The 15,689-nt window shown below is 34.5% G+C and carries 12 protein-coding genes; 6 read left to right on the forward strand and 6 right to left on the reverse strand.

All coding sequences use genetic code 11. The features are described 5' to 3' along the window. Positions 1-181 precede the first annotated feature (181 nt). Positions 182-1,300, reverse strand: a complete 1,119-nt coding sequence (gene alr / locus AC1MPL_RS07435) for an alanine racemase (RefSeq protein WP_479765149.1) — start codon at positions 1,298-1,300, stop codon at positions 182-184. Positions 1,301-1,323: 23 nt separating this feature from the next. Continuing rightward, positions 1,324-2,583 carry a D-amino acid dehydrogenase gene (locus AC1MPL_RS07440; protein ID WP_479765150.1) on the reverse strand — a complete coding sequence of 420 codons (1,260 nt, stop codon included), beginning with the start codon at positions 2,581-2,583 and terminating at the stop codon, positions 1,324-1,326. 139 nt (positions 2,584-2,722) lie between these two features. Between AC1MPL_RS07440 and AC1MPL_RS07445 the strand changes: the two genes are divergently transcribed. The 3 genes from AC1MPL_RS07445 (at position 2,723) to proC (ending at position 4,518) form a co-directional block, all read left to right on the forward strand. Continuing rightward, on the forward strand, positions 2,723-3,196 hold the full coding sequence (locus AC1MPL_RS07445) for a winged helix-turn-helix transcriptional regulator (protein WP_479765151.1): 474 nt from the start codon (positions 2,723-2,725) through the stop codon (positions 3,194-3,196). 113 nt (positions 3,197-3,309) lie between these two features. Further along, on the forward strand, positions 3,310-3,621 hold the full coding sequence (locus tag AC1MPL_RS07450; protein ID WP_479765152.1) for a hypothetical protein: 312 nt from the start codon (positions 3,310-3,312) through the stop codon (positions 3,619-3,621). 63 nt (positions 3,622-3,684) lie between these two features. After that, a complete protein-coding gene (gene proC, locus AC1MPL_RS07455) occupies positions 3,685-4,518 on the forward strand; it encodes a pyrroline-5-carboxylate reductase (RefSeq protein WP_479765153.1) in 834 nt (277 codons plus the stop codon). A 48-nt stretch (positions 4,519-4,566) separates the two neighbouring features. On the opposite strand, the gene AC1MPL_RS07460 is transcribed toward proC, so the two are convergent. The 4 genes from AC1MPL_RS07460 to AC1MPL_RS07475 all read right to left on the reverse strand — a co-directional run bounded on the left by AC1MPL_RS07460 (position 4,567) and on the right by AC1MPL_RS07475 (position 11,593). Further along, on the reverse strand, positions 4,567-5,802 hold the full coding sequence (locus AC1MPL_RS07460) for an HlyD family type I secretion periplasmic adaptor subunit (RefSeq protein ID WP_479765154.1): 1,236 nt from the start codon (positions 5,800-5,802) through the stop codon (positions 4,567-4,569). Then, entirely contained in the window at positions 5,799-7,931 is a 2,133-nt protein-coding gene (locus AC1MPL_RS07465) for a type I secretion system permease/ATPase (protein ID WP_479765155.1), read from the reverse strand. The genes AC1MPL_RS07460 and AC1MPL_RS07465 overlap by 4 nt, the downstream gene beginning before the upstream one ends. Further along, positions 7,928-9,364 carry a TolC family protein gene (locus tag AC1MPL_RS07470; protein WP_479765156.1) on the reverse strand — a complete coding sequence of 479 codons (1,437 nt, stop codon included), beginning with the start codon at positions 9,362-9,364 and terminating at the stop codon, positions 7,928-7,930. Before AC1MPL_RS07470 ends, AC1MPL_RS07465 begins: the two co-directional genes overlap by 4 nt. A gap of 195 nt (positions 9,365-9,559) precedes the next feature. Beyond that, entirely contained in the window at positions 9,560-11,593 is a 2,034-nt protein-coding gene (locus AC1MPL_RS07475) for a type I secretion C-terminal target domain-containing protein (RefSeq protein WP_479765157.1), read from the reverse strand. A 478-nt stretch (positions 11,594-12,071) separates the two neighbouring features. On the opposite strand from AC1MPL_RS07475, the gene AC1MPL_RS07480 reads away from it, so the two are divergent. The 3 genes from AC1MPL_RS07480 (at position 12,072) to AC1MPL_RS07490 (ending at position 15,686) form a co-directional block, all read left to right on the forward strand. Then, a complete protein-coding gene (locus AC1MPL_RS07480) occupies positions 12,072-12,929 on the forward strand; it encodes a hypothetical protein (RefSeq protein WP_479765158.1) in 858 nt (285 codons plus the stop codon). 139 nt (positions 12,930-13,068) lie between these two features. Beyond that, on the forward strand, positions 13,069-15,111 hold the full coding sequence (dnaX, locus tag AC1MPL_RS07485) for a DNA polymerase III subunit gamma/tau (RefSeq protein ID WP_479765159.1): 2,043 nt from the start codon (positions 13,069-13,071) through the stop codon (positions 15,109-15,111). Positions 15,112-15,176: 65 nt separating this feature from the next. Next, entirely contained in the window at positions 15,177-15,686 is a 510-nt protein-coding gene (locus tag AC1MPL_RS07490; RefSeq protein ID WP_479766186.1) for a low molecular weight protein-tyrosine-phosphatase, read from the forward strand. The last annotated feature ends 3 nt before the right edge of the window (positions 15,687-15,689 follow it).

The following is a 15,689-nucleotide window of genomic DNA, read 5'->3' on the forward strand; positions in this document are numbered from 1 at the left end:
TGATGCAGATCATAAAATACAGGATTACTATCGTCAATTTTTTATCACCAATTATGTACAAAATAATAGTTTCTGACTGATTATATAGCAGTAATGATTTATATTGACTTTTTAGGTATTTTATATTAATTTTGTGACTATTTTATCACTTTTATGTCCTTTTTTAGGACAGCCACGTTTCCTAGACGTGGCTTTTTTTTTCAATAGAAAAAGGTACTCTCGATGTAACAGCACACATGAGTTCATAGGCAAGCGTATTTGATTTTTCTGCGATTTCATCAATTGAAAGTGTTACCCCACAAGATGAAATACCCCACAAGACAACCTCACTACCTATTTCTGCATCTTTAATATGTGTTAAATCTACGGCTAGCATATCCATACTGACTCTTCCAATGAGTTGAGTACGTTGCCCATTTACCAAAATGGGTGTACCAGATGGCGAGATGCGTTGGTAGCCATCTGCATAGCCACATGCAACAATACCAATTTTCATTGGATGGTCGGCAATGTACCGTGAACCATATCCCACACTGTCTTTTTCATTGATTTCTTGAATTGCAATAATCTCACTACGTAAGCTCATGGTTGGTTTAAGATTCCAATCATCTGCGGTGTGTGATGGATAGTCGGGTGAACTGCCATATAGTAAAATACCAGCCCGTACATAGTCTGAATGTATTTCTGCATGATGGCGTAATAATGCAGCGCTGTTACTTAAAGAGCATAATCCTGGTATATCTTGTATTGTTTCTTGGAAAGTTATCATCTGATATTCAATACCATCTTTGCCTAAGCGTTCACCATCAGCATCAGAAAAATGCATCATATGTGTAACATCAACAACATGAGATAATTGTGAAATAGATTTCCATGCCATTTTGTATGCTTGTGGCTTAAAGCCTAAACGGTTCATGCCACTATTCATTTTTAAAAAAACTTTAAACTGCGCACTTTCTTGATAATTTTCTAGCCATTTGAGTTGGTGAGGGCTGTGAACTGTAAAGCTAAGGTTGTATGTATCGCATGCCATGAGGTCACTTTCATTAAAAAGACCTTCTAAAAGTAAAATTTCACCCTCCCAACCAAGTGATCGAAGACGAATGGCCTCATCAATATCTAATAACGCAAATCCATCTGCATTTTTAAAAGCACGATATATATTTTCTATACCATGTCCATAAGCATTTGCTTTCACAACTGCAAATAATTTGCTATTGGGATGCGTTAGTTTTCGTGCAATATTTAAATTATGTGTAAGTGCATGATGGTGAATAATAGCCTGTATTGGGCGAGGCATGAGATGTTTCCTTCCAAATCAGATCAAGCAAAGTGTTGATAGCGCTGTAATGATAACCCTTCTATAGAGATATCGGGTGTTTGATTGAGCACAATATCGCTAATTAACTTTCCTGACCCACATGCCATTGTCCAGCCTAGAGTACCATGTCCCGTATTTAGAAATAAATTATTATACTTTGTTGCACCAATAATGGGCGTACCGTCAGGCGTCATGGGTCTTAACCCAGTCCAAAATGTTGCATGTTCTGTATTACCACATGGGAAAAGGTCTTGTGTAACCATCTCTAAAGTATTTCTTCTTTTTAGATTAAGTTTTAGGTTAAATCCATTTAATTCAGCCATTCCACCTACTCGAACACGTTGTTCAAAGCGAGTAATTGCTATTTTATATGTTTCATCGAGTACTGTAGATTGTGGTGCAAATTTAGAGTCTATAATAGGTAGTGTTAAAGAGTATCCTTTTACAGGATAAACAGGAATATCAAGACCCAATGGTTCTAAAAAGCGCCGTGAATAGCTACCAAATGCAAGGATATATTTATCTGCTGTATATGTTTGACCATCAACAATTACACCTTTAATTTCATTGCTTTCAACAATAAGTTGCTCAACATTTTGATTAAACTTGAATGTGACACCACTCTCCATTGCGAGTTTCGCTAATGCATTGGTAAATAAATAACAATCTCCTGTTTCATCATTAGGTAAATGAAGTCCACCTACGAGTTTGTCTTTGGCAAATGCTAATGCTGGCTCGATATTTGCTAGCTGTTGGTTATCTAGAAGTTGGTGATCAACATTGCATTCTTTTAATACCTGAATGTCGCGTTGTACTGCCTCTAGTTGAGCCATATGTCGGAAAACTTGTAATGTACCTTTGGCGCGGTTTTCATATTGGATTCCTGTTTTATGGCGTAAATCTCTTAAACAGTCTCTACTATATTCTGCAACACGAGTCATTCGTTCTTTATTAATTGCATAGCTTTTAGGGTTGCAGTTTTCGAGCATTTTCGCCATCCACTGAAGCTGCCAAAGACTGCCATCTAGCCCGATAGCTAGAGGTGCATGTTTTTGAAACATCCATTTAAAGGCCTTAAGTGGAATACCAGGTGCAGCCCAAGGAGTAGAGTAGCCAGGAGATATCTGACCTGCATTTGCAAAGCTTGTTTCTTTTGCAGGTCTAGGTTGACGATCAAATACAGTAACTTTTGCTCCTTGTTTTGCAAGGTAGTAAGCACTTGTAACACCTATGACTCCACTGCCTAAAATGATGACATGCATATCTACTCCATTATGGCTCATTCTTTGTGATTTTTTCTAGTATATTGACAATAGTCTAGTTTATTTCACTATTTTTAAACCTATAATTCAGTTTATTCCATAATTTTTAATATGGATATTGTAAATGTAAGGCAATTATATGCGTAAGCTTGATCGTACGGATTATATGATTCTTGATATTCTGCAAAAAGATGGTCGTATTGCGATTAGTGAGTTAGCTTCTAAAGTGAATTTATCGACAACACCTTGCTCAGAAAGAGTAAAGCGATTGGAGAGAGATGGTGTAATTAAAGGATATTATGCACGTTTAGATCCTGCATATGTTGAGCGTAGTTTACTAGTGTTTTTGGAAATTAAGCTATCTGCAAAGTCTGGGGATGTATTTGATAGTATTGCTATGAATCTGTCGGAAATTCCAGAAGTGCTAGAATGCCATCTTATTTCAGGTGAGTTTGATTATTTGGTCAAAGCTAGATTGAAAGAAATGGGTGCATATCGCCGTTTATTGGCAGATATTCTTAAAAAGTTACCTGCATCTGCTTCATCACATAGTTATATTGTTATGGAAGAAATAAAAGAAACACTTTATTTAGACTTGAAACGTAAGTTTTGATTAAAATATACGCTTTTGCAGATAAAAGAAACAGAAATAAACAAACCTTTATGTAGATTATAAGCTTGTATTGATACGATGGCTAAGTTTTCTTGTTGTGATGATGATTGGTTATGAAAAAGATTGTATTTGGGTTTTGTATTGCTTTGGGAAGTATGGTCTCTCATGCAGAGACAGTAACAAAATCAAGCTGTGAACATTTAATGAATGCTGCAGAAGGTGTAATGAAATTACGCCAAAATGGAACGCAATATGAGCAGCTTAAACAACAAGTAACGCATATAGAAGATTCTAAGCAAAAAGACTTATTTCTTCAATTGGTAAAGGATGCTTTTGCTGTACCTGCTGTTAATGATGAGCAACAAAAGAAAGTGGCTATTGAGAGTTTTGCCAGTAAATATAAAGGAATGTGTTCTGAAAGTTAAGGGCATAATATTACTGTTTATAGATATATTATATAAGTATTTAAATTACATGGAGATTATAAGATGAGCCAACGTAGTGTCGCTTTCATTGGTGGTGGTAATATGGCATCTGCCATAATTTCAGGCTTAATTGCTTCTGGTTATGACAAGCAGAGCATTACTGTTTCTGTACCAAGTGAAGAAACCAAAAAAAGACTGCATGAAGCATACGGTGTGCATACAACATCAGATAATATACAGGCAGTAAGTGATGCAGATGTCATTATCTTAGCTGTTAAACCTCAGTTAATGAAAGAAGTATGTACCCCAATTCAACAAAAGGTAGATTTATCTAACAAATTGTTTTTGACGATTGCTGCCGGAACACAAGTCCAATTTTATAAAAAAGTACTAAATCGCGATGATTTAAAAATTATTCGTGTAATGCCAAATACTCCGTCATTAGTTGGTGAGGGTGTAAGCGGTTTATTTGCTGCTGCACTTGTATCTGAAGAAGATAAAAAGTTTGCAGAAACTTTAATGGGTGCGGTAGGTAAGACGATTTGGGTTGAGCAAGAACATGAAATTAATAATATTATTGCAATTTCAGGTAGTGCACCAGGTTATTTCTTTTTGTTTTTAGATGCAATGCAACGAAAAGCAGAAGCTTTAGGGTTTGAACCTGAGCAGGCTAGAGAACTTATTTTACAAACTGCCAAGGGAGTCGTGAAACTTGCAGAGCATGAAAAAGAGATTCCTTTCTTGCAGTTAAGAAATAATGTAACCTCTAAAGGCGGTACAACAATTGAAGCTGTAAATGTATTTGAGAAAAATGGTATTTATGATACGGTTGATGAAGCAATGCAAGCAGCTATTGATCGTGCAGGCGTAATGGAAAAAAATTTCTTGAAAGATTAAAAATATAAATAAAAGAGAGTCCTCTGACTCTCTTTTATTAAAATAATTTTATCTTTCTCGTAAAGCCTCTTTGGCTTTATTAAATGGTTTTAATAAATACTCTAAGACGGTTTTTTGCCCTGTTTGAATATCTACAGTTGCAACCATACCAGGTGTAATTGGGAATGTATGCCCTAACTTATTAACGAGCTTGTCAGAATTAGTTCGAATATAAACACGATAATAGAACTGATCTTGTTTTACTTCATCACGGATTGTATCGGGTGAGATAATTACTACTTTTCCTTCAAGCCCGCCATAGATAGAATAATCATAGGCAGTAATTTTCACTAGAGCACGTTGATCTGGGTGAATAAATGCAATATCTCGTGGAGAAATTCGTGCTTCAATTAATAGTTGTTCATCTAAAGGTACAATTGTCATAATTTTCCCATTTTGAGGAACAACTCCGCCAATGGTATTGACATCTAACTCTTTAACTATGCCATGTAGAGGCGCTCTAAAAATAGAACGTTTTACAGCATCATCACGCCCATTAATAACTTGTTGTAATGATTGAATATCTGCATTGGCTTGTGCTAAATCTTCACGTGCTTTGACATAGTATGTATTGCGTTTGTCATTCATTTGACTTTGGAAGTTATTAATATCTTGCTTAATTTTAAGCACTTCAACTTCAGAAGCAGCACCACGAGCAACCAAAGGAGCAGTCATCGCCAGCTGATTTTGAGAAAGCTGTAAGGCTTGTGAAAGTCCTTTAAGCGTTTGTTCTAAGTCTTCACGTCGTGAATGATACAAAGCCGTTTCTGCATGTACAAGATTTGGGTTTGCCATCACATCTGCTGGGAATTTTAACGGTGTACCATTTACTTCTGCCGTGAGTCGTGCCGCTTTTGCTTGAGAGGCAAGCAACTTAGAACGGCTTTCTCCCACTTGCGATTCAAAACGTGTTGGGTCAAGTTGAGCTAATATTTGTCCTTTCTCAACAATATCACCTTCTTTTACATCAAGTTTAGTAATGACACCACCATCCAAAGATTGAATGATTTGGTCTTTAGACGATGGTACTACTTTACCTGTTCCTGTTGAGACTTCCTCAAGTTTAAAATTGGCTGCCCACACGACAAACACAATAATAAGCAAAGCAACCACCCAAATCACGATAGAGTAGCGTGGAGTATGAGAACTTTGTAGTTTAAATGATTTTTGCTTTTGCTGTGGTTGAGTAGGTAGACCTATATTTGGAGAAACCTGTTGAATCTCATTCTTTTGATGATCACTCATGACGGATTTCCCTCTGTTAAAGGTTTATTCTGATTGAGAAAGAGTTCATGTTTGGGGATATCTTGAACAATTTTTCCATGATGAACGACTAAAACACGATCAACAAGTTGAAGGATTGGTTGACGATGAGTTGCAACAATTAAAGTTTTATGACTAATCCATTTTTTTAAGTTTTCAATTAACACTTTTTCAGATACATCATCAATAGAGGCTGTTGGTTCATCAAGCAGAACAATATGTGGGTTTTTTAAGATGAGTCGGGTGAGTAAAAGTGCTTGTTTCTGACCACCTGAAAAGCCAAGACCACCTTCTAGAACCAAATGATCTAGACCTTCTTTTTTTTCAAGCACAAAATTTAAAGCATTGGTTAATTGGAGTGCTTTAATAATTTCTTCATCTGAAGAAAGGGGAGCACCTAAGGTTAAGTTTTCACGAATTGTACCAAAGAAGAGTTGTGAGTGTTGGTTTAACAATCCCATATCTCGACGTACATCATCAGGGTCTAAGAGGGTCATATCTAAACCATCTAGTGTAAGTTGTCCTGAGTCAATGAACTGCATTCCTGATAAGAGTTGGAGTAAAGATGATTTGCCCGCACCATTTCGACCTAAGATCGCAATTTTCTCTCCTGCACGAATAGTTAGCTTTTTAATTGCAAGTGTTGGTTCAGCAGCATCTTCTGCATATCTAAACATGGCATGATTTAGCTCGTAATGACCAAATAGTGCGGTTTTATGAATGAGCTGAGCACGTTCTGGATGATCAACGGGTTTTTTCATGAGTTCATCTAAACCATTTTTTGCAACCTTTGCATTTTGCCATTTCAATAAAATATTATTGATATTTGAAATAGGGCCGAGCATACGAGAAGAAAGGATGGAGCATGCAACCAAAGCACCTGTTGTCATATCTCCTGATATGACGGCAAAGCATCCAACTAAGATAACTAGAACATAAGTCAAGTTTTGGATTTGCATTGTCCATGAAGTTAAAAAACCAGTAATTTTACGTTGACGCATACTAATGTCTGCGGCAGTTTCATTCATATGATTCCATTGATTTTGAAATCTTGCTTCAGCACGTAAAAGTTTAATATCTTCAATATTTTGTACAGACTCAACTAACATTGCATTACGAATGGAGCTTTCACGCATTCCTTCATTTGCTAAAATTTGTAATTTCTTTTGATATAAAATTGCAGGTAAAATCATTAAAGGAACAACAAAGACGACAACCCAAAAAACATGGCTACCAATAAAGCAAAGAATAATTAAAAAGAAAAAGAAAAATGGAAGATCAGCAATCGCACCTATGGTCGTGGATGTAATCATTTCTCGGATACTTTCAAGCTCTCTAATTTGTGAAATAAAAGAGCCTGTGGATTTGGGACGATATTTATTTTTAATGCGTAATGCATGTCCGTATACACGGTCTGAAACACGTAAGTCAGCTTGTTTACCAATTTTGTCTGACAGGTAGGTTCTACACATCCGTAATGTCAGCTCAAAGATTGCTGCAATGAGTACACCACTTGCCAGTACCCAAAGCGTAGGATAAGATTGTGCTGGAATAACACGGTCATAGACATTCATAGAAAAGACAATGGCCGCCAAGGCAAGAATATTGGCAATTAAAGAAGCCAACATAATATCAAGATAGCGTTTCCAATCGGTAAGTACGATCTTCCAAAACCAATTCTTTTCAAAAGGTTTAATATATTCATCAACACGAACATCTTGCACGGCATGTTCAGGTCTAAAAATATATAAAGCAGTCGCATGCTGTTTTAATTCATTGAAAGATAGTGTTTGCGCTAAGCCCTGATCTGAACTAAAGCGAACCAATACATTTCCTTCTGCATCTAATTTTTCAATGACAGCGACTTGTGTATGATCAAGTTCAACCACTAAGGGTAAAAGCCAAGGGCTAAACTCGGTTTGAGATAAATTTAATTTTTTTGATGTTAAGCCAAGTTGTTTTGTGGCTAAAGAAATCACTTCATCTTTATTTTCGGGTTGATTCCATTGTAACTCTAAGCGAAGACTCTCTTCTGCAATATCAATACGATAGTGATGAGCAATCATCATTAATGCATGTAGCCATTGTTGTTGGTTTGTATTTTGACTCATGGCTGAAGCTCAACCCCCTGAATATTCATGTTGTTAATTTGATAAAGTTCACGTGCTTTGCCTGTGGCATTAATGTATTTTGCAAGTGTGTCATCAATACTATAAATGGCTTGTGCTTTATCCATTTGTGCGCTGTGATAAGATTGCTCCGCAGAAACAAGGTCTAGAATTGAGCGAGTTCCCAATTTATATTGATCTTCATAAAGTTCACGGGTTTGTTTTGTTGATTCTTCTCGACTATTGAGGAAGGCAATTTGTTGCTGTGTATTGTCAATAATCGCTTTAGATGTTCTAGCTGTATCTAAAATATCTAGGTAGGTTGCGTTGAGTTTTGCTCGTGCAGCATCTTCAGCATAGCTAGCAGATTGTTGTTGAATTTTTGTTTGCCCACCTTGGTAAAAATTACTACTCACTGATAAATAAATTGTAGAGTCTGTACCGTTATGCTTTCCTGTATCTGGGTTCGTCCCATTTACCGCAGTGTTCACATCACCAACTAAAGAAATTGTTGGATAAATACTTTTTTGTATTTGCTTTTTCTGTGCAGCAGCAACATTAATTTCTGCTTGGGATTCAATCATTTTAGGAATGCTATTAAATGTAATTGGCTCATATAAACCTGCCTGTTGAATCATATTTGTGGGTAAATTAAATTGTGTCTGTGAAACATCAATGCCAAGAAGTGTTTTTAGTTTTTGTTCGGTTTGGCGTACATTGCTTTGCTGTGAAATTAAATAAGATTGTGCATAGGTGACGTAGCTTTCTGCTTGTACTGGATCGGCTTTACTACTAATACCTGCTTTTGAGCGTAAAAGGGCAATTTCATAGAGTCGTTGCATGCCTATTATTTGTTGCTGTGCAATTGAAACTAGGTGACGATAATATAAAAGTGCCAATATATTACGACTGGTTTCTGTGGCAATATCATCAATTGAAGCCAAGGTGCTGGCTTGTTCTGTAATGAGTTTTGCTTTTTGTAAGTCTACGCTTGATTTAACTTTGCCAAAGTCATAAAGAAGTTGGGTCGCTTTAAGGGTATAAACTTGTTGTCCACGGCTCGATGAATTAAAGTTTCCTGTGGTTAGACCTGCAGAGAGTTGTGGGTAATATCCTGTTCTTGCATAGTCGATATTTGAATTTTGTTCAGCAAGCGTTGCTAATGATTGACTGATTGTCGGATTACGTTGTACAGCCAGAATAACAGCCTGTTGAATACTCATCTGCTGTGGTGGTGCATTTTTGATGAGATGATCTGATAAATAATCTGTACTTGAGGAATTAGAACGTCCAACAATTGGCAGGTTTGTATTTTCTTGCAGTTGTTTATCCGGTTCGAATGTAAACTGGGATAGTTTACCCATATTTATTTTTTTATAGTCATCATTGGGCTGAGGTTGGATCAGGCTAGAAGAATGTATATCTTTCCAACTCATTGTTGAGTCTGCATGGACGTAGACTATAGGGAGAATGAGGCTAAAAGGGATGAAGTATTTAGATGTGATCATTATATATTGAATAGATTGGAACAAATCTTATGTACTATTTATATAGAATAAGTTCGTTTTGTATGATGGGTGTAATACAAATATTGATAAGTGTCTACACACTTATCAATATTGGATAGTTTTTTAGTAAACTAGCGCGTGGTGGTCTAATAATTCATCTAATGAGGTTTTTGTATTTTCTAATGAAACTACATAATGAGGTGAGTCATAAGTAACATTTTTATCATGTTGGTTATTAGTATCAATATGTATGATCGTATCTTTACCAGATGTTGAAAGGTTTACACTTATGTAATCAGCAAGATTCTTTTCAGTAAGACCTTCAGGTAATAGTTCATGAAGATCAATTTTGTCACCTTCATTAATATTAAAATCTTCCCAAAAGATATCATTTTGGGAGTATCCTTTAATTTGATGACTATTTTTTATTACAAGCGTATCTGCATTAGTTCCTAACCACAGACTATAATCGTCACCTTGTCCATCAACAGTGAAAGTATCTTTTTCATTACTACCTAATATTGACTTACTTGCATGAAAGTCAAATCGAGTTGTATCTGAATGAACTAATTTATTTGTTTCTAAATCTGTAATTTTTACATTTAATAGAGGTTGTAGTTCATTGCTTGTTCCTATTTTGCTCGTAGTTTCTTTACTAGCTTCGTAATAAAAGAAACCATCAGACTGTACAGTGAGTTTGCCATGTGAAAGTTGTTGTTCTATAGTTTTAATGTTTTTATCATTTGCATTTAAAGTTAGAGTCTGATCATTTAATGTAATTGCATATTTGCCATTTTGTACCATAGATGTATATTGATCGGTATTATGGTTGTCACCAAAACTATTATATAGGTTTCCAATTATTTTGGATTGGACGTAGGACTGATTTAAACCACCAGTTGTAGAATTTACATCAAAAAAAGCAAATGTTGAGGAGTCTATACTAGAAATACCATCTATTTCAGATGTTACTACTTTATTGTCCCAAATGTTTGAGCTATCTTTAACATCTAGTTTGATACTTGAGTGTACAGATCCTAGATCTACTTTAAAGATGCCATCTGTCCCAACATAAACCGTTTTAATAATTTTTCCATCTTCTGATAAAACTTTGAAAGATGTTTTGGGCTTTGCCATGCCAAATAAAGTTTTACCATCAATAGTTAAATTAGCATGAAAAATGTGTAATGTTTTTATCTCATCATAAGTTATAGTTTCATCATCAGTATCTTCATTCGATAAATCACTTTGGTCTTGATTTTCTGAATTCTGATTCTCTTGCGAGTTAGTTGAATTTGATTCAGTTGGCTTTTGAGTGTTTGAACTGTTACTTTCTTGAGAGTTATTTGAATTTGATTCAGTTGGCTTTTGAGCGCTTGAACTGTTACTTTCTTGAGAGTTATTTGAATTTGATTCAGTTGGCTTTTGAGTGTTTGAACTGTTACTTTCTTGAGAGTTATTTGAATTTGATTCGGTTGGCTTTTGAGCGCTTGAACTGTTATTTTCTTGAGAGTTATTTGAATTTGATTCGGTTGGCTTTTGAGCGCTTGAACTATTATTTTCTTGAGAGTTAGTTGAATTTGATTCAGTTGGCTTTTGAGTGTTTGAACTGTTACTTTCTTGAGAGTTATTTGAATTTGATTCAGTTGGCTTTTGAGCGCTTGAACTGTTACTTTCTTGAGAGTTATTTGAATTTGATTCAGTTGGCTTTTGAGTGTTTGAACTGTTACTTTCTTGAGAGTTAGTTGAATTTGATTCGGTTGGTTTTTGTTGTGTACCTGAATTATTGGTAATTGTTTTGTGGGAGCTTGCACCACCTAAACCAATTGCTAAAGCACCAATTCCGCCAAGTGCACCACAAGTATATACCGTTGTTTGATGTGTAGATAACCAAGAATCACTACTTATTTCTCCTTGATATATAGTGTTTTCAGCTTCTTTAACCTCCTCTAATGTTGATTCTGGTGTTAATTGTGTAATTGTGTTACCATTTTTAATAATATCTAGTTTATAGGCTTGTTCATTTGTTACTAATATGGTGTCGCCATTAGATAGTTGAAGTTTTAACCCCTCATTAGTTTTGTTAATATGTTTTACTTGAGAAAGGTCAAAATTCTGTTTATATCCATTATTCGTAACAATTTTAAGCTGATTCACTGGTAAACTTCCTAGGAAATATATAAAAAATAAAATATAAAAAAATATTATACAGATAAGTTTATAATTGTGTGGATTTTTTGGTCTAAAAGTAATCAATTAATATGTTTGTATTATATTTAGTAATATATAAAATACTTCTATAAGTCTGTAATAGTATGAGAATGCTTATTTAAACTAAATCAGTTTAAAAGTAGAATTTCTAATATTAATATAAGAATGATTATTATAAAAATATTCAGATTGTTGCAGGGTAATATAAAGCAAGATTGACTATAGTTAGTTGCTCATCTAAAATAAAATCTATATTTTAGATGATTATGAAAAATTTAGTATATTAATTTAAATGAATACTACTTGATGGGTAAGAGCTTTAAATCTATGTTAATTAAATTAATCAGAAGGTATGTTTTCCATTTTGCCTAAATTAACTTACTATATAGGGTAAGTTAAACCTATAATAATATGGCTTTTAATAATGAAAGTTTGTTACTTTAAATGGTTCCCAAAACCTTATTTAATATATCCAATTGTTTTAAAAAATAATTTTAAAAAAAGTAAAGTATCAATAGTAGACAATAAAAATGTTAAATATATAGTAGATGATTTTTATATTGATGCTAAGAACTTAGTTGCGTATAAAAAAATCTGTGGTTTTGAAAACAGTAAATTTATTCCCTCAGTTTATTTCTCAATGTTATCCGAAATACTTCAGAATCAAATGATTGGAAATGAAAGTTTTTCTTTTTCTATAAGCGATTTAGTACATATTTCTCATAAGATGGAACAAAGATGTTCTCTCTTTGCCAACCAACGATATAGAATGTCATGCCAATTTAGCTTTCTATCCCAAAATCAATTTTTGTATAAAACAGTTGTGCAAGCTAATGATAAAACTGTTTTAGAATGTGAAAGTAATTATATTATTGAATGTAAAAAGCAAGACATCTCCCAGTTAAAGATAAAAAATAACGCTTTTGATAGAATTCTGCCTAAAAAATTGGTGAAACAGTGGTATGTGCCGAAAAATATTGGAAGAAAGTATGCTCAAATTTCAGGAGTAATTCATCCTGCTTATTTACATTCATGGAGTGCAAAAGTATTTGGTTATTCGGAAATGATAGTACATGACCTGTGGTTGAAGGCACGTGTTTTAGCAAGTTTAGATTTACCAACGAATTATCAAATATATACTCAGTTTAAAAAACCATTATCACTTCCATCGTCTTTACAGCTTTTAACTTGGAGTAAAAATGCAGAAGTAACTGAATTCTGTGTAAAAGATGAAGAACAAGGAACACAGTATGTTGTTGGTGAAATTATTGTAAATACCTAGATGGCCTAGTTTTAAATATTAGGTATTCCAATATGAATAAAATTTCAATAAGTTGATTGAATTTAAGTTAATCAAATAGGTATTCCATTCACTATTGACTCAAAAAACAGTATGCTTGATGGGGGAAAAGGGAGCATACATGTATCAGGTTCTAGCAAGAAAATATCGTCCACGTAACTTTAATGAATTGGTCGGACAAAACCATGTATCTAGAGCTTTAACGAGTGCTTTAGAGCGTGGTCGTTTGCATCATGCTTATTTATTTACAGGTACCCGTGGTGTTGGTAAAACCACTATTGCGAGAATTTTAGCCAAGTGCTTAAATTGTGAAACGGGTGTAACTTCAACACCTTGTGAGGTCTGTGATACGTGTTGTGCAGTTAATGAAGGTCGATTTATTGATCTTATAGAAATTGATGCTGCATCAAGAACAAGAGTAGAAGATACAAGAGAACTATTAGATAACGTTCCGTATGCACCCACTCAAGGTCGATTCAAAGTCTATTTGATCGATGAAGTGCATATGTTATCTACACACTCATTCAATGCTCTACTTAAAACTTTAGAAGAACCACCTTCTCATGTGAAATTTTTATTCGCAACAACAGACCCTCAGAAACTACCAATTACAGTAGTTTCACGTTGTTTACAATTTACGTTGCGTCCTTTAGATATTACAGAAATTAGTGAACATCTGACCAATATTCTTGCAAAAGAACAAATACAATATGAATCTGAAGCATTATGGCAAATAGCAGAAGCTGCACAAGGATCTTTACGAGATTCTTTGTCTTTAACTGATCAGGCAATTGCCTATGGACAAGGAAAAGTTACACAGCAAGATGTAAAAGATATGCTGGGCTTAATTGATAAATCAATTATTTATGATTTAATTGAAGCTATCCATCAGAATAAAAGCCAACAGGTATCTCAATTATTATTGCAATTTAGAAAGCAAGCATTAGATGTGAGCTTAGTTCTAGATCAGTTGGTCTCTACATTACATGAATTGGCACTTATACAGTACTTGCCGGACTTAAGTTTAAAATACAGTCATGAAATTAATTTAAAGATTAAGAAACTAGCGCACTTAATTTCAGCACAAGATTTACAGTTGTATTATCAAATTGCAAGTAAAGGGCGCTCTGAAATTTCATGGTCAGTGACACAAGAGCAAGGTTTTGAAATGTGTGTATTGCGAATGCTTGCTTTTAAGCCTTTAGCTGTACATGAGAGACCTGTTGTTATAGAAAGTAATGATACTGATTTAACGCCAGAAGATTCAATTCAACATATCATCGATCCAAAAATAAAGTCGTCTAATACAGAGGTACTTGCTTCTGAAGAGATTGGAAGTGTAGATGAAATATCTGAGCAGTCAAATTTAGAAGAAAATACTACTATTATTAACTTTAATGTAAGTGATCAACATAGCTTGATTGCTGTAGATGTGCCATCAAGTCATAAAGAGTTAGATAATATAAAACTAGATAATACAGATGATGTTTTTCCATTTTCACTAGATGGAAATGATATACAATTTATCGGAAGTCACACATCATCTGAATCTGAATCTGAATCTGAATCTGAATCTGAATCTGAATCTGAATCTGAATCTGAATCTGAATCTGAATCTGAATCTGAATCTGAATCTGAATCTGAATCTGAATCTGAATCTGAATCTGAATCTGAATCTGAATCTGAATCTGAATCTGAATCTGAATCTGAATCTGAATCTGAATCTGAATCTTTTTTAACTCCACAAGAAATTTTAAGCTTACCAAAGCAAATATTGGAAGGTGAGTGGAATGTGGAAAAGTGGGAGTATTGGTTTAGGAAAAGTGAATTATCTCCTGCTGTACAAGAGCTTGCGCAATATGGATTGATGTCAGGTGAAATTAATGGTACTTGCGTCTTCCATATTCCTCAAGAGTATGAGCAATTATTAAAGCAACAGCAATATAATTTGGAACATGCACTTAAAACAACGTGGGGAAATACTAGTTTAACTGTGAGATATGAAGAGATATCAGAGGTGACACCATTCATATTACAGCATGAGAGAAAGGAAAAAGCACATAAACGTGCAGAGGTTATGCTCAGAGAAGAGCCAGTTGTAAGGTCTCTACTTGAAACTTTTGATGCTGATGTTCACAATATTCATCTAAAAAATGAAATATAATTAATATTTATTAGTTAAATCATATATATACTGTGAATAAATGAAAGTAAGATGTTGAAATCATGATGACTTATAAAGAACCCTATCGTATTTTGTGTGTTTGTTTAGGTAATATCTGCCGATCTCCTACAGCAGAGGTTGTACTGCGACATGCTGTTGAAAAGAACAACTTAAAAATTATTGTCGATTCGGCAGGTACAAGTAATTACCATATTGGAGATGCACCAGATAGTCGTAGTCAATTACATGCACAAAAGCGTGGTTATCACCTTTCTGCTTTACGTGGAAGACAGCTTACGACACGAGACTTTACTAAATTTGATCTTATATTAGCAATGGATGAAGATAACTTATATCAAATTGAACAGCTTAAAAATATTGCAGAAAAAGAGTTTGGTGCATCTGTATTAAAAGCTGAATTGGCTATGATGACAAGAGAAGATAAGTCTCAATATAATGTAGCAATTGCAGATCCATATTATGGTGGCGGTGCAGGATTTGAAAATGTACTAGATCAGTGTGAATCGGCAAGTCGTGCTTGGGCTGGTTACTTTCAGCAACATCACATTGGATAGATA

This window comes from Acinetobacter sp. N1-1, assembly GCF_056711485.1.